Raw genomic sequence first — 14256 nt, forward strand, 5'->3', positions numbered from 1 at the left:
CGGCCTACTTTAACAGCGCGTGGATTTCCGCGACATAGCCACCTGGAAACTGCACCAATGCCTGTTCACGCCTGTCGGAGGTGAACGGTTCGACCAGCACCGTCACACCCGTGCCCTTGGCCTTGTCGAGCGTCGTCTTGAGATCTGCGACCTCATAGCCGGTCATCTCACGGCCGAACGGATATGGCAGATGGCCGTCGGTGACGAGCACCGTCATGCGGCCGAACACCGATTCGATGCGAATGCGGCGGTAGTGACCGTTGGGCCGGCCGATCTCGACGCCCGGCGCCTTGGCCTCGTCGGAGACGACCTTGCCCTTGGCAAAGCGCAGGAACGCGCGCGTGAAGGCCTCGGCGCGATCGGGCGAAACATAGACCCGGTTCTCGGGAACGGTCTGAAACGCCGCGTAGGACGGCTTGGTCGTGTGCCAATACAGCTGCATGTTGACGCCGCCGGGCCATTGGATGACCGCGTCCCGGCCGATCGGATCGGGGAACGGCGCGACCACGACGTCAGCGCCGGCGGCCTTGGCCGCCTTGATCGCTGCATCCATGTCGTTGACGAGATAGCCGGTACGCTCCGCGCCGAATGGATAGGGAATCGGCGTCTTGAAGCCGAACAGCGACACCGTGCCGACCGGCGTCTGCACGAGTTGCGAGGTCGTGCTGCTCGGCGCAGGCGTCACCGTCGCGATCACTTGTTTCGTGCTCTGGCCACCGAACGTCGCAAGGAAGCTGGCGACGAACTTGTCGACATCATCGGGCGCGACGTAGACATGCGTCGTGTCGTATTGCGCGCCGACCCCGATCAGCGACGCAGCATCCTTGGCGAGCGCGGGCGCGGCGAGCAGCGTGGTGGCGACGACGGCGCCGAGCAGATGGCGGGAATTGATCATGACGACCTCGGTCAGATAAAACGGATCAGGCGCGGCGCGCGCGCCAGGAGAGGATGGAAACGAGCACCAGCCCGGCGATCAGGCCGAGATGCTCGAAGAAGGCGTTGAGCGCCATGAAGCGGTCGTGGCCGTCCATGTGCCGGAAGTCGTTGGCAGTGAGCATCGCGACCGATGTCAGCACGCCCAGCGCGCCGGCGCCGAGCCAGACAAACCGATTCACCACCACGAGCCCCGCGCCGATCAGTTCGACGACGATCGCCATCACGGCCCACAGCCAGGCCGGCTGCAGGCCGAAATGAGCCTGCTCGGCGATCGCTCCGGAAAAGTCGGCAAGCTTCTGGACCCCGCCGATCAGATAGGCCGAGACCAGCGCGAGCCGGGCCAGCGGCCACAGCCACCGCCAATCCAGCACCGCAGCGATTGACCGCGGCGTGTCGGATGTTGCCGTCATGTCAGACCGCCCAGCAGGCGCAGCCCAGCGCGCCCCAGAAGCTCTTGAGATCGGAGACCGGCAGCCTGCTCGACCATGAGCGTGTGTGGTCGTGACCGTGCACCCCGCACGCATTGGCGCAGCCGCACATCTGCATCGCCTGGGCGCGGACGGCGCCATCATCGCCCTTCGCGAGCCACGCGCCGTAGCCGCCGAAGCGGCGCACCGGCGACCAATCCGGCATCGCCGGCGGCGGCGCGGCGGCGTCGAGCGACTTGAAGTCGGACGCGGCGTAGACGATGCGGCCGCCGACCATGGTGAGATCGCTGCTGATGTCGGCGATCTCAGCCTCGGCGCAGGCGAAGTAGTCGCGATCCGGCACGATCAGGTCGGCGAACTGCCCGACTTCGATGCGGCCCTTCCGGCCCTCCTCGTTGGAGAACCAGGTGACGTTCTCCGTCCACATCCGCAACGCCGTCTCGCGGTCGAGGCAATTGCGCTGCGGGTACAGCCGCAGGCCGCCGACGGTGCGGCCGGTGACCAGCCAGGACAGCGAGACCCAGGGATTGTAGGAGGCGACGCGGGTCGCATCGGTACCGGCGGAGACCTTGACGCCCTTCTCCAGGATCGTCTTCACCGGCGGCGTCGCCTCTGCTGCGCCAAAGCCGTAGCGCTCGACGAAATATTCGCCCTGATAGGCCATGCGGTGCTGCACGGCGATGCCGCCGCCGAGCGCGGCGATCCGGTCGATCGAATGGTCAGAGATGGTCTCGGCATGGTCGAAGAACCAATGCAGTCCGTCGAGCGGCGTATCCTGATTGACCTTCTCGAACACGTCGAGGGCGCGCGAAATGGTCTCGTCATAGGTCGCATGCAGCCGCCACGGCCACTTGTTCTGCACCAGGATGCGCACGACCTCCTCGAGCTCGCCTTCCATCTCGGCGGGCATGTCCGGCCGCGGCACGCGGAAATCCTCGAAGTCGGCGGCCGAGAACACCAGCATCTCGCCGGCGCCGTTGTGGCGGAAATAGTCATTGCCCTGTTTGTAGGACGAGCTCTGCGTCCAGCGCAGGAAATCGTCCTTCTCGCCCTTCGGCTTCTGCGTGAACAGATTATATGCGAGGCGGATGGTGAGCTGGCCGTCATCGGCGAGCTTCTGGATGACGGCATAGTCGTCCGGATAGTTCTGGAAGCCGCCGCCAGCATCGATCGCGCCGGTGACGCCGAGCCGGTTCAGCTCGCGCATGAAGTGCCGCGTCGAATTGAGCTGATAGTCGAACGGCAGCTTCGGGCCCTTGGCGAGCGTCGCATAGAGGATGGCGGCGTTGGGCTTGGCGAGCAGCAACCCGGTGGGATTGCCGTTCGCATCGCGCACGATCTCACCGCCCGGCGGCTGCGGCGTATCCTTGTCATAACCGACGGCGCGCAAGGCGGCGCCATTGAGGATGGCGCGGTCATACAGATGCAGCAGGAACACCGGAGTATCAGGCGCTGCGGCGTTCAGTTCGTCGATGGTCGGCAGCCGCTTCTCGGCAAACTGATGCTCGGTGAAGCCGCCGACCACGCGCACCCATTGCGGCGGCGGGGTGATCGCGACCTGCGCCTTCAGCATCGCCATCGCGTCGGCGAGCGAGCGCACGCCGTCCCAACGCAGCTCCATGTTGAAATTGAGCCCGCCCCGGATGATATGCAGGTGATTGTCGATCAGCCCGGGCAGAACCCGCCGCCCCTTCAGGTCGATCAGCTTCGTCGAGGAACCGGCGAGCTTCATCACGTCCTGCTCGTGGCCGACGGCTGTGAACACGCCGTCCTTGATCGCGACAGCGTTGGCCTGCGGGTTGGAACGGTCGAGCGTCGTGAACAGGCCGCGATGCAGGATGAGATCGGGATGATCGCTCATGAGGCCTTCTTGTCTTGTGCAGGAGAGTCGGTCGTCGCTGCCCGGCCGTGATGGCCGGGCAGCAGGCCGAAGATGTGCGTGGCGCAGGCGGCCTTCTGCCAGGCCGCCGCGAGGCTCGTGCCGGTCAGCAGCTGCCGGCCGACCGGGATCACCTGCTCTCCCACGAGGATGCCGAGCAGGCCGACCAGCGCCACCAGCGGCGGCGCCGGCGAGCGGACCTGAAGCAGGCTGTAGATCACGCCGACCAGCAGCCCTGCCCCGAGCGAGAACAGATAGATCTTCATGACGTGCCTCAGGCCACCTTGGCGCCGCCCTCGGAAGCGTGCTCGCCGAGCGCCCATTTTGAGAAGCGGATCTGGATCCCGTAGGGCGAATGCGCCTTCAGGATCTCCATCATGCCGTCATAGGTCTCGGCGCGCGCCCAATCCTGCTGCAGCTCGAAGGCGAACTGACATGAGGTGATCGGGACTGCGCCGGCCTGCACCGCGCGATCCATCGCGCGGTTATGCGCCTCGAGCGAGAGATCACCGCATGCATCGGCCGGGATGTAGATCTCGTAGCCCTCGCGCAGCATGTCCAGCGTCGGGAACAGCACGCAGGCCTCGGTCCAGAGTCCCGCGATGATGAACTTCTTGCGGCCGGTCGCCGCGACCTGCTTGCGGAAGCCGGCATCGAGCCACGAGTTCATCGCCGTGCGATCGACGATGTCGTGATCGGGAAACAGCTCGGTCACCTCCGGCATGAACGGGCCGGAGAACGAGTCCTTGGCGACGGTGGTGAGCACGGTCGGAATCTTGAACAGCTTGGCCGCCTTGGCGACGATCTGGATGTTGTTGAACACGCCCAGACGGTCGTGCGACTGGACGCCTTGATACATGGCCGGCTGATAGTCGATCAGAGCGACCGCACAGTTCTGCGGCGTGAGCATTTCGAGCTTCGACATGGGATCTCCGTGACAGCGATGGGATGCGGGCGTCAGCCCTTGATGAAGGCCAGCAGGTCGGCGTTGATGGTCGCGGCTTCCGTGGTCGGCATGCCGTGCGGAAAACCCTTGTAGGTCTTCAAGGTGCCGTTCTTGAGCAGCTTGGCCGACAGCGGCGCGGAATCGGCGTAAGGCACGATCTGATCGTCCTCGCTGTGCATGACCAGCACCGGCAACGAGATCTTCTTCAGATCCTCGGTGAAGTCGGTCTGCGAGAAGGCGACGACGCCGTCATAATGCGCTTTCGCGCTGCCCATCATGCCCTGCCGCCACCAGTTCTGGATCACGGCTTCCGACGGCTTGGCGCCGGGCTTGTTGTAGCCGTAGAACGGGCCGGCCGCGACATCGCGATAGAATTCCGCGCGGCGGGTGGCGACCTGGGCCTGGAAGTCATCGAACACCGATTTCGGCAGGCCGCCCGGATTGGCGGCTGTCTGCACCATCAGAGGCGGCACCGCGGCGATGATCGCGGCCTTGGCCGCCCTGCTCTCGCCATGACGCGCGAGATAGTGCACGACCTCGCCGCCGCCGGTCGAGTGACCGACGTGAACCGCGCCCTTCAGATCGAGATGCGCCGTGAGCGCCGCGAGATCGTCGGCATAATGGTCCATGTCATGGCCGTCGGACACCTGGCTGGAGCGGCCATGGCCGCGGCGGTCATGGGCGATGACGCGAAAACCGTGATTGAGGAAGAACAGCATCTGCGCATCCCAATCGTCCGATGACAGCGGCCAGCCATGGCTGAACACGATCGGCTGACCGGAGCCCCAATCCTTGTAGTAAATCTCCGTGCCGTCATTGGTTTTCAGAACAGGCATGATCTTCTCCCGAGCGCCAGCCGCGCGACCACTTCGACAAATTTCGTATCGCGATCGCCAATCCCAGGTGCTATGCAGTCTCATATGCACCTGCACAATGATCCGAGGGTGCCAAAGGACTGGCTTCAGAAGGCCAAGGGATGGCGCAGCAGATCCGAACCACATCGTCGTCCTGGATGCGTGGCGTGGCGACCACGCTGAAGGAGCAAGGTCTCGATGCGGCCATGCTGTTTGCGGAAGTCGGCCTGTCGATCGAGGATCTCGACGATTGCGATCGGCGCTGGCCGACCGAGGCGCTGAGCCGGTTGTGGGTGCTGGCGGCGGAACGGTCAGGCAATCCCGATATCGGGCTGGCGAATGTCGACGCGCCGCGGCCGGATCATTATGGCGTCGCGGGCTACGCCATGATGTCGAGCCCCGACCTGCTGACCGGGCTGACGCGCCTGATCCGCTATATGTGCCTGGTGAGCGACGCCGTGACCATTACGCTCGAGCACGGCCACGGCGGGCGCTGGGTACGGACCGACGTGTTCGGCGGCGAATGTCCGATCCCGCGACAGCGCTACGACTACGGCGTCGTCAATCTGCTCAATCTCTGCCGGTGGATGCTGGACCGTCCGCTGACGCCGCTCGCCACCCGCTTCTCGCACGCGGTGCCGCTCTCGATTGCCGCCTACAACAACGCCTTCCAGTCACCACTGGAATTCGATGCGCCGTTCAACGGCTTTCTGGTATCGGAGCAGGATCTCGCCTGCAGGCTCACGACATCAGCCCCCGAGCTGACCGCGATCCATGATCGCATCGCCGACGAAGCGCTGGAGCGGCTGGTCAAGACCGATACGGCCTACCGCGCGCGGGCCGCAATCGCGCGGCTGCTGCCCGATGGCAGCCCGCTGCGCTCGGCGATTGCGGCCGCGCTCGGCCTGAGCGATCGCACGTTTCAGCGCCGCCTTGCCGACGAGGGCCTGTCCTTCAGCGATCTCGTCGACGGCACGCGGCGCGAACTCGCGCAGCGTCATCTCGCCGACCCGCGCCTGACGCTGACCGACATCGGCTATCTGCTCGGCTATTCCGACCAGAGCACGTTCTTCCGGGCCTCCAACCGATGGTTCGGCGAGTCGCCGGGCGAATACCGCACGCGCGTGATGAACGGCCACCGCCAGGACAAATCGCTCGCGCGCGGGGCCTAGCTTGCGTCCGCGGGACGTATCAGCAGGCTGGCTTCAGAACATGCCGTTGGAATTGGCCGACTGCTCCGGAATCGGCTGCACCGAATCCCAATGCTCTTCGATCTTGCCGTCCTTGAGACGGAAGATGTCGACGATGGCGTTGCCGCGGGTGCCAGGCTCACGGATGGCATGCACGCGCAGGATGACGAAATCGCCGTCGACCAGCACATTCGTGATCTCGCTGTGAGATTGAGGATACTTCGCCTTCAGAAACTCGATGAATTTGCGAAAGCCTTCAGGGCCGTCCTCGGCATTCGGATTGTGCTGGATGTAAGTGCCGAGATATTTCGAGGCGGCCGCAAAGTCTTTGCGGTTGAGGCCCTGGTCGTAGAAGTCGAGCACGATCGCCTTGTTACGCTCTTCTTCGGGGGTGTAGGCGCGTTGGGCCATGGCCGGCGCAGACATCGCTGCCACAGCCGCCAGCGTCATCGCGATCAGAAGTTGTCGCATCGTGTCAGATCCTTTGCTGAGTAACGGAAACCGCAGCATGGCCCGCCAAGTCGGCCATGCGATCAATAGAACCGGTAGAGGTGATGCACCGGCCCATGGCCGTGTCCGACGGTGAAGCGATCAGCGGCGGCGATGGCGCCCGAGATGAAATCCTTCGCATGGCGGATCGCCGTCTCCAGGCTCTCGCCCTTTGCCAGCCCCGCGGCCACCGCTGACGACAGCGAGCAGCCGGTGCCATGGGTGTTCTTGGTCGCGACGCGCGGCGCTGGCAGCGCGATGCTGGTTCCTGAGGTGATCAGGTAATCAATGCTCTCCGCGCCCTGCCCGTGCCCGCCCTTGATCAAGACGGCCGGACAGCCGAGCGCGAGCAGCCGGCGGCCCTGCTCCGCGATGGCCTGCTCTGAGGTCGCGATGGGTTCGCCGAGCAGCGCAGCCGCCTCCGGCAGATTCGGCGTGATCAGCGACGCCTGCGGGATCAGCCGGCTGCGGAGCGCCTCGATCGCCTCCTCGGGCAGCAGCCGGGCGCCCGATGTCGCGACCATCACCGGATCGAGCACCACATGCGCCGGCCGCCAGCGTGCCAGGCTGGCATGGATCGCCTCGGCGATCGGTGCCTGCGCCACCATGCCGATTTTGACCGCGCCGACGGCGAGATCGTCGAACACGGCGTCGATCTGAGCGCTGACGAAATCCGGTGGCACCAGGTGCACCCCGGTCACCCCCTTGGTGTTTTGCGCCGTCAGCGCGGTCAGCACCGAGGCGCCGTAGACCGACAAGGCTGCAAAGGTCTTCAGATCGGCCTGGATGCCGGCTCCTGCCGAGGAGTCGGACCCTGCGATAGTAAGGGCTACGGGCGTGCTCATGCCGCCTTCCTAGCGCGCGCCGGTCGTTCCCGACAAGCCGCCCGGCCGTCGAGAAAGCGTATCGACTTCGGCGGAAAAGGTTATATTGAGGCCCGAAACGTCGTCCGGAGACAATCGGCAATGGTTCCCTTCTTCGTCCAGATCAAGTGCAAGCTCGGCCAGTCCTACGTCGTGGCCAATGCGCTGGCAGAGGCCGAGATCGCGTCCGAGATCTACTCCACTGCCGGGAATTACGACCTGCTGGTCAAGTTCTACGTCGACAAGGATACCGATATCGGCCACTTCGTGAACGAGAAGGTCCAGGTGCTCCCCGGCATCCAGGACACCCACACCATCATCACCTTCAAGGCGTTCGGCGCGGTCTAGCCGCAAAGCGCCGGCCGAAATGGGCACGCCCAGGCAGATAAAAGCGCCCGTCGTTGCCGACGGGCGCCGAGGTTTTTGAAATCAGACAAGCATGGTTTCGTCATAAAAGGGCGATAGCTGATCGAAAACCCACGCCGGGCGTCCCGATTGCTGCGGCCGATCGTTCGATGTCGGACCGTCTCTGAATATCCCCCGCCACGTCTCCGTGGCGCAGCTGATGCGCTGGGAAAGCCGGCCCCTTCGCGAGTGAGGGGCATAGGGGACCGTCGAAGCGGCCGGCTTTCTTTTTCAGCAACTTGGCGATACGGCTCTATTGACGGTGCTGGCGCACCGGGTCAATGCGGGTGAGCCGATCGAGACGATCGGTCAAGAAGTTGAGACGAAAGCTCAAGACGAGCCGGCGGCGCGCAGCGTGAACAGCGACATTCAACCCATTTCATCTTTGTTGCCGAGCTACGGCTTCTCGGCCAGCCAGATGGACCCCGAGGCCAATATCGCGGCATGGCGCGAGGCCACCTCGACGTTCTTCGACGTCGACGAACTCGCCGGAGGCGAGGTCGCGCCCTTTCACGCCGACGTCTTGTCCTATGCGCTCGGCCCGGTCCTGCTCGGCTCGGCGCGTGCCAGCGGCCAGCGTTTCCGACGGACGGCCGAGACGATCGCACGCAGCGGCGTCGATCACATCATTCTGCAGCTCTATGTGACGGGCGGCTATCACGGCGTCGCAGGGCCTCATCCGATCCAGGTCGAAGCTGGCGATCTCTGCGTGCTCGATCTGGCGCAGACACTGGAAACCCGCGCCACGCCGTTCGAAGCCATCACGCTGGTCGTCCCGCGACCGATGTTCGACGCGCGCCTGCCGCAGGTGGAGGATCTGCATGGCCTGGTGCTGCCGCACGACGGCGCGCTCGCGCCGTTGCTGGCGCGGCACTTGAGCGCCTTGTTCGAATTTGCCCCCCGCATGAGCGTGGACGAATGCCAGGCCGCCATAGACGGCACGATCGCGCTGATCGCGGCCTGTTTGCGCGGCGAGCTCGAACGCCGCGCCGCCGATCGCAGCGTCACCGCTGATGCCTCGCTGCTGCGCATCCGCCAATATATCGAGGCGCAGCTGGCCAGCCCCGAGCTCAGCGCCGATACCGTGGCCTCGCATTTCGGCCTATCGCGGGCCTCGCTCTATCGGCTGTTCGCGCCGCTCGGCGGCATCGCCGATTATATCCGCAGCCGTCGGCTGCACCGTGCGTTTTTCGATCTCGCCGCGACCGGATCCCGCACTGTGCGCATCAGCGAAGTGGCACGGCGGTGGCAGCTCGGCACCGACGCGCATTTCACCCGGCTGTTCAAGACCGCCTATGGCATCACGCCGCGGGCCGCACGCGAGGCGGCGACGCTCGGACTGCGGCATCCGCCCGTCCGCGGGCAGGACGACGTCGCCTCGCCGATCAGCCGTTGGATGCGAAGGATAGCGGCGCCCCGGACCGGGGAATGAGCGCGACGACTTCGGCAGAGCGCGGATCCGCCTCCTCCGACGCTTCACCGATCAGCTCGTCGGTTTCGGGCGCGGCGCGCGTGATCTCCAGATGCTGCTCGAGCTGCTCCACAGGCATTGGCCGCCCCAGCAGATAGCCTTGCGCGAAGTTGACCCCCAGCGTGCAGAGGTGCCGAAGCTGCTCCTCGGTCTCGACGCCTTCAGCCGTGATCTGAATTCCGAGCCCGCGCGCCAGCGTCACCACGGAGGAGATCACGGCCGCGCTTTCTTCGCGCACGCTCAGATTGGCGATGAAGGATTTGTCGATCTTGATCTTGTTGAACGGGAATGCAGTCAGCGAGCGCAGCGACGAATAGCCGGTGCCGAAATCGTCGAGCGCCAGCGAAATGCCGATCCCCTTGAGCTTGTCGATGAAGCTCTCGTTCTCGGCCGCCCGCTCTAGCAGCACCGACTCGGTGATCTCGATCTCCAGCCGCTTCGGATCGAGCCCGGAGCGCGCCAGCGCCGATTGAATGACGTCGAACAGTTCCGCCTGCTTGAACTGAACGGGCGACAGATTGACCGCCACCTTGATGTCGTCGGGCCATGACGTCGCGTCGTCACAGGCCCGGCCGATGATCCATTCGCCGAGCGGCACGATCAGGCCGGTGGCTTCCGCCAGCGGAATGAACTTGTCGGGCGGCACCAGCCCCTTGACCGGGTGGCGCCAGCGCACCAGCGCCTCGACGCCGCGGCGCTGGCGCGTCTCGGCGTCGTAGAAGGGCTGGTAGTGAACCTCGAACTGACACTGCGCGATGGCGTCACGCAGATCGCCCTCGAGCGTGTTGCGCGCCTCGAGCTCCGCCGACATGACGTCGTCATACATCGTATAGCAGCTGCGCCCCGCGGATTTCGAGCGATACAGCGCAAGATCGGCTTTCTTGAGCAGATGCTCCTGGTCGCGGCCGTGCTGCGGCGCGAGCGAGATGCCGATGCTGGTGCCGATCTCGACGCGCTGGCCGCTGATCTGGAACGGTTCGGCGATCAGCCGCGTGATCCGCTGCGCCAGTTCGGTCGCGGACGCTCGCTGATCCGAGAACCCGGCCTGGATCAACGCGAATTCGTCGCCCCCGAGCCGGGCCAGCACATCCTCCTCACGCAGCTGCGATCTCAGGCGCTGGGCGACCTGCACCAGCAGTTCGTCTCCCGCCCCATGCCCGAGCGAGTCGTTGACGTTCTTGAAGCGATCGAGGTCGAGCAGGAAGACGGTGAAGCGGCCGCCCTTCTCGTCGTTGATGCGCTCCATCTCCTCCAGGAAGAAGGCGCGGTTCGCAAGCCCCGTCAGCGCATCGGTCTGCGCCAGTTCGAGCACGCGGCGATTGGCGAGTGCCAGCTGCCGCGCGTTACGGCTGGAGAGCACAAGATAGACGGCGAAGAAGAGCGTTGTCGCGATGCCCGCGGCATAGAAGGCAAGCGCCCGATTATGCGTGGTCATCAGCGCGCCGCCGGCAGGTGCGGCCTGAAACACCCAATCGGCATCGCCGATCCGCAAAGTCGTCGACCAGATATTGGGATCAGCCGGCCAGCGCTGCGGGTCCACGCCGGAGGCGTTGATGACCCGCTCGGGCGGAAGCAGGTTGATCGCCAGCGCCGAGCTGTTGGGATTGTTGGTCCGCACGGCTTGCAGCAGCATCGGCAGATCGAACACGCCGATAATGAAACCGGTGAGGTTGCGGCGTCGATCGGCGACCGTGGTGCGCGAGGTGCCCTTGGCGTAGACCGGGATACCGATCATCACGGCGTTGGGACGTTCGTTCTGATTGATGAGATTTTGCCGCGTCCGCAACGCGCCGATCATGTCGTAGTCACGCGACTGCTCGAGCACGGCCCGGTGGTCCGGGATGCTCCAATAGTCCAGACCATAGACCGGGGAGGTCTTCGCCTCGGTCGAAAAGTAGACCGGATAATATTCGTCGCTCTCCGGTGCGACCGTGCCATCGGGGAAGGATTTGATGCGGAAGGCCGGAACGCCGTCGGTGATCGCCGCCGCTTCGTATTCGCCGCGTTCCTTGCGCTTGATCCGCGGCAGCCATGCCAGGCGCAGCATGCCGCGATGCGCCTCGAACAGCCGCGCGCTGAAGGTCTGATACTCGCTACGCGTGATGTCGTCATTGGCCGACTCGAACCGCGTGCGCAGCGCGGTCAGCCGGCTGACATACTCATTGACGCCGTTCTGAACCAGGATCGCCTGGGCTTCGGCCACGGCTTCGAAATCGGCGCGCGCGAGCCGGTTCTCCCAGCGTCCGACCGCGACCGTTTCGACCACCGACAGCACCACGCCGACACATGCGGCGATGACCGCAGGACGATAGAGGCGGTAGCGTGATAAGGACGAAAGCAACTTCTCGCGGCCGCTGCCGACGCGAGTCTCGCTCCTCTCAGTCAGGGTTGATGCACTGTACTCTTCAACCTGCAATATGGCCCCCGCCAAACGGCTGCCCCTCATTCCGATCCAGCGGATGAGACATCTTCGAAGTTAAGGACGGTCAAAGAAGATCACGCGTTCGGGATCGGACGCCGCGGCTTGGTTAACACCTCACTGTTGAGTGCCGCCGAAAACGCGATCAAGGCCGCAATGCGTCTTTAGCGAGGTCTTCATTGAAAGCGGTTAGGTTGCGGCATGGTCAGTCTGTCCCGTGCGTGTTGAACATCGCTATGAAGTGGCTTTCGGAACTCCGTAGTTCTCTCACCCTCGTGCTATTGGCTGGCGCGCTGCATGCCGGCGCCGCGCGTGCCGACGAGCTCGGCGTCACCAGCGACTCCATCCTGTTCGGACAGGTGGCCGCGCTGGAGGGGCCGTCGGCCGCGTTAGGTCAGGCGGCGCGGCAGGGCCTGCTGGCCGCCTTCAACGAGCTCAACGCAAAAGGCGGCGTCTATGGCAGACGACTCAAGCTCGCCAGCCGCAACGACGGCTACGATCCCGATCGATCGGTGGTGGAGACCATCAAGTTGATCTACGAGGACAAGGTGTTCGCGCTGATCGGCGCCGTGGGCACACCGACCTCGATCGCGACAGCGCCGATCGCCGCCTCCAACGACGTGCCCTTCATCGGCCCGGTCTCCGGCGCAGAGTTCCTGCGGACACCGGACTTCCAGAACATCGTGAACATCCGCGCCAGCTACGCCGCGGAGGCCGAAGCCTCGATCAAGCATCTCACGGAAGAGCTCCGCCTGACGCGGATCGCGATCTTCTATCAGGATGACGCGTTCGGGCGCGACGTGCTGGCGGGCGTGAAGACCCATCTCGACCGCCGGGGCCTGGAGCTTGCGGCCGAAGGCACCTTCGAGCGAAACACGCGCGCCGTCGGCGCGGCCTTGAAGGTGATCCGTCGCGCAGAGCCTGAGGCGGTGATCCTCGTCGGCACCTACGGGCCGTGCGCCGAGTTCATCAAGATGTCGCATCGCAGTGGCTTCAATCCGACCTTCACGGCGGTCTCCTTCGTCGGCGCCAATGCACTGGCGAAAGAGCTCGGCGCCGAGGGCCGCGGCGTCATCGTGTCCGAGGTCGTTCCGTTCCCGTGGGACACCGACCGCCGCGTCGTCTCAGATTATCAGGCCGCGATGAAATCCCTGGATCCGAGCCAGACGCCCGACTTCATCGGGCTGGAGGGCTACATCACCGGCCGTCTGGTCGCGCGAGCGCTGGCGATGACCGGACCCAATCCGACCCGCGCCGATCTGCTCCGGATCATCAACGAGGTCGGGCAGTTCGATATTGGCGGCCTGGTCGTCAACTTCGGCAGCGCGCGCAAAGACAATCCGCCGCAGGTCACGCTGACGGTGATCCAGAGCGACGGCAGTTTCAAGCCGATCTAGCTAGGCCTGGTCGAAGAAGATCGGAAAGCCCGCACTGGCTCGATTAGTTCGCCGGCTTCTTCGGCTTCGGCGGACCTTCGACCGGCGGCAGTGATTTCAGATAGACCGCCATCGCCTTGCGATCGTCGGGCGTCAACTGGGACGTGTTGCGGATGACGCGCGCCATCGATCCGCCGGCGCTGTCTCCGTCAGGCAGCTGGCCGGTCTCCAGGAAATAGCTGATGTCGCTTTCGCTCCAGTCGGACAGGCCCTTCTGGGTGATGTTCGGCACGAAGCCCTGCCCCTCCGGGTCGGGGCCGCCGGCAAAGCGCTGCGCGGTGACGATGCCGCCGAGCGGATTGCGCGGACTGTGGCATTCGGCGCAATGGCCGAACGTATTCACCAGATAGGCGCCGCGATTCCATTCCGCCGAGCGCGCACTGTCCGCCACAAACGGCTTGTCGGCGAAGAACAACAGCTTCCAGACGCCGACGGTGCGGCGGATGTTGAACGGGAACGGCAGATCGTGCGGGCGTGACGGGCCGGCGACCGGCGGCAGCGTCTTCATATAGGCGAAGAGATCGCGGACATCATCGATCTTGGCGCCGGCATAGGAGGTATAGGGAAACGCGGGATAATAATGACTGCCGCCGGGCGAGACGCCCTTCAGCACCGCATTGACGAAATCGGCTTCGCTCCAGCGCCCGATCCCGTCTTTGGGATCCGGCGAGATGTTGGGCGCATAGAATGTGCCGAACGGCGAGGCCAGCGGCAGCCCGCCCCCCAGCTTCAGACGATCCTGCTGGTTCGGCACCGCGTGGCAGGACGCGCAGCCGCCGATGTTGAAGATCTCCTGCCCGTTGGCGAGATCCGGCGCGCGCGTCGCCGCCGCGAGCGCGACGGTCGTCGGCCGGGTCAGCCACCAGAACGTCGCAAGTCCTGCGGCACCGAGCACACAGAAGGCAAGCAGGAGGCGTCGTCGCATGGGGGCTCCGTCACG

At 64.9% G+C, this 14256-nt stretch carries 14 protein-coding genes; 4 read left to right on the plus strand and 10 right to left on the minus strand.

Annotated features, from left to right (window positions below; all coding sequences use genetic code 11):
* Positions 1-4 precede the first annotated feature (4 nt).
* From BBTA_RS26130 to BBTA_RS26155, 6 genes are read right to left on the minus strand one after another with little or no spacing between them, the layout of a single operon-like run.
* Positions 5-895 (minus strand): hypothetical protein, encoded by an 891-nt coding sequence (locus BBTA_RS26130; protein ID WP_012045511.1) that lies wholly within the window; start codon positions 893-895, stop codon positions 5-7.
* Between the two features lie 25 nt (positions 896-920).
* Entirely contained in the window at positions 921-1346 is a 426-nt protein-coding gene (locus BBTA_RS26135) for a DoxX family protein (protein WP_012045512.1), read from the minus strand.
* A gap of 1 nt (position 1347) precedes the next feature.
* Complete coding sequence (locus BBTA_RS26140; RefSeq protein ID WP_012045513.1) at positions 1348-3225, minus strand: amidohydrolase; 1878 nt, start codon at positions 3223-3225, stop codon at positions 1348-1350.
* Positions 3222-3509: a XapX domain-containing protein gene (locus BBTA_RS26145; protein WP_012045514.1), complete on the minus strand. Its 288-nt coding sequence runs from the start codon at positions 3507-3509 to the stop codon at positions 3222-3224. The genes BBTA_RS26140 and BBTA_RS26145 overlap by 4 nt, the downstream gene beginning before the upstream one ends.
* An 8-nt stretch (positions 3510-3517) precedes the next feature.
* Positions 3518-4168 carry a hydrolase gene (locus BBTA_RS26150; protein WP_012045515.1) on the minus strand — a complete coding sequence of 217 codons (651 nt, stop codon included), beginning with the start codon at positions 4166-4168 and terminating at the stop codon, positions 3518-3520.
* Positions 4169-4200: 32 nt separating this feature from the next.
* Positions 4201-5025: an alpha/beta fold hydrolase gene (locus BBTA_RS26155; protein WP_012045516.1), complete on the minus strand. Its 825-nt coding sequence runs from the start codon at positions 5023-5025 to the stop codon at positions 4201-4203.
* A 140-nt stretch (positions 5026-5165) separates the two neighbouring features.
* On the opposite strand from BBTA_RS26155, the gene BBTA_RS26160 reads away from it, so the two are divergent.
* Positions 5166-6215, plus strand: a complete 1050-nt coding sequence (locus BBTA_RS26160) for an AraC family transcriptional regulator (RefSeq protein ID WP_012045517.1) — start codon at positions 5166-5168, stop codon at positions 6213-6215.
* A 33-nt stretch (positions 6216-6248) separates the two neighbouring features.
* On the opposite strand, the gene BBTA_RS26165 is transcribed toward BBTA_RS26160, so the two are convergent.
* Positions 6249-6704: an ester cyclase gene (locus tag BBTA_RS26165; protein WP_012045518.1), complete on the minus strand. Its 456-nt coding sequence runs from the start codon at positions 6702-6704 to the stop codon at positions 6249-6251.
* A 62-nt stretch (positions 6705-6766) separates the two neighbouring features.
* Positions 6767-7567 carry a bifunctional hydroxymethylpyrimidine kinase/phosphomethylpyrimidine kinase gene (gene thiD / locus BBTA_RS26170; RefSeq protein ID WP_012045519.1) on the minus strand — a complete coding sequence of 267 codons (801 nt, stop codon included), beginning with the start codon at positions 7565-7567 and terminating at the stop codon, positions 6767-6769.
* Positions 7568-7687: 120 nt separating this feature from the next.
* Here thiD and BBTA_RS26175 point away from each other — a divergent pair, with 120 nt between their 5' ends.
* Both BBTA_RS26175 and BBTA_RS26180 read left to right on the plus strand, forming a co-directional pair.
* Positions 7688-7933 (plus strand): Lrp/AsnC family transcriptional regulator, encoded by a 246-nt coding sequence (locus tag BBTA_RS26175; protein ID WP_012045520.1) that lies wholly within the window; start codon positions 7688-7690, stop codon positions 7931-7933.
* 424 nt (positions 7934-8357) lie between these two features.
* Positions 8358-9422 carry a helix-turn-helix domain-containing protein gene (locus BBTA_RS26180; RefSeq protein ID WP_041751623.1) on the plus strand — a complete coding sequence of 355 codons (1065 nt, stop codon included), beginning with the start codon at positions 8358-8360 and terminating at the stop codon, positions 9420-9422.
* Here BBTA_RS26180 and BBTA_RS26185 read toward each other — a convergent pair.
* On the minus strand, positions 9376-11877 hold the full coding sequence (locus BBTA_RS26185) for an EAL domain-containing protein (protein ID WP_012045522.1): 2502 nt from the start codon (positions 11875-11877) through the stop codon (positions 9376-9378). The genes BBTA_RS26180 and BBTA_RS26185 overlap by 47 nt on opposite strands.
* Positions 11878-12116: 239 nt before the next feature.
* On the opposite strand from BBTA_RS26185, the gene BBTA_RS26190 reads away from it, so the two are divergent.
* Positions 12117-13277 carry an ABC transporter substrate-binding protein gene (locus BBTA_RS26190; protein ID WP_012045523.1) on the plus strand — a complete coding sequence of 387 codons (1161 nt, stop codon included), beginning with the start codon at positions 12117-12119 and terminating at the stop codon, positions 13275-13277.
* A 43-nt stretch (positions 13278-13320) separates the two neighbouring features.
* Here the strand turns inward: BBTA_RS26190 and BBTA_RS26195 are convergent, their stop codons facing one another.
* A complete protein-coding gene (locus BBTA_RS26195) occupies positions 13321-14241 on the minus strand; it encodes a cytochrome c (RefSeq protein ID WP_012045524.1) in 921 nt (306 codons plus the stop codon).
* Positions 14242-14256 lie beyond the last annotated feature (15 nt).

Origin of the sequence: Bradyrhizobium sp. BTAi1, from assembly GCF_000015165.1 — a bacterium.
Lineage (GTDB): Bacteria > Pseudomonadota > Alphaproteobacteria > Rhizobiales > Xanthobacteraceae > Bradyrhizobium > Bradyrhizobium denitrificans.

Coding starts and splice junctions, on each gene's coding strand:
- BBTA_RS26165 (WP_012045518.1), bottom strand. CDS start 6,704: ATGCGACAACTTCTGATCGCGATGACGCTGGCGGCTGTGGCAGCGATG.
- BBTA_RS26150 (WP_012045515.1), bottom strand. CDS start 4,168: ATGTCGAAGCTCGAAATGCTCACGCCGCAGAACTGTGCGGTCGCTCTG.
- BBTA_RS26195 (WP_012045524.1), bottom strand. CDS start 14,241: ATGCGACGACGCCTCCTGCTTGCCTTCTGTGTGCTCGGTGCCGCAGGA.
- BBTA_RS26190 (WP_012045523.1), top strand. CDS start 12,117: ATGAAGTGGCTTTCGGAACTCCGTAGTTCTCTCACCCTCGTGCTATTG.
- BBTA_RS26145 (WP_012045514.1), bottom strand. CDS start 3,509: ATGAAGATCTATCTGTTCTCGCTCGGGGCAGGGCTGCTGGTCGGCGTG.
- BBTA_RS26175 (WP_012045520.1), top strand. CDS start 7,688: ATGGTTCCCTTCTTCGTCCAGATCAAGTGCAAGCTCGGCCAGTCCTAC.
- BBTA_RS26155 (WP_012045516.1), bottom strand. CDS start 5,025: ATGCCTGTTCTGAAAACCAATGACGGCACGGAGATTTACTACAAGGAT.
- BBTA_RS26135 (WP_012045512.1), bottom strand. CDS start 1,346: ATGACGGCAACATCCGACACGCCGCGGTCAATCGCTGCGGTGCTGGAT.
- thiD (WP_012045519.1), bottom strand. CDS start 7,567: ATGAGCACGCCCGTAGCCCTTACTATCGCAGGGTCCGACTCCTCGGCA.
- BBTA_RS26130 (WP_012045511.1), bottom strand. CDS start 895: ATGATCAATTCCCGCCATCTGCTCGGCGCCGTCGTCGCCACCACGCTG.
- BBTA_RS26140 (WP_012045513.1), bottom strand. CDS start 3,225: ATGAGCGATCATCCCGATCTCATCCTGCATCGCGGCCTGTTCACGACG.
- BBTA_RS26160 (WP_012045517.1), top strand. CDS start 5,166: ATGGCGCAGCAGATCCGAACCACATCGTCGTCCTGGATGCGTGGCGTG.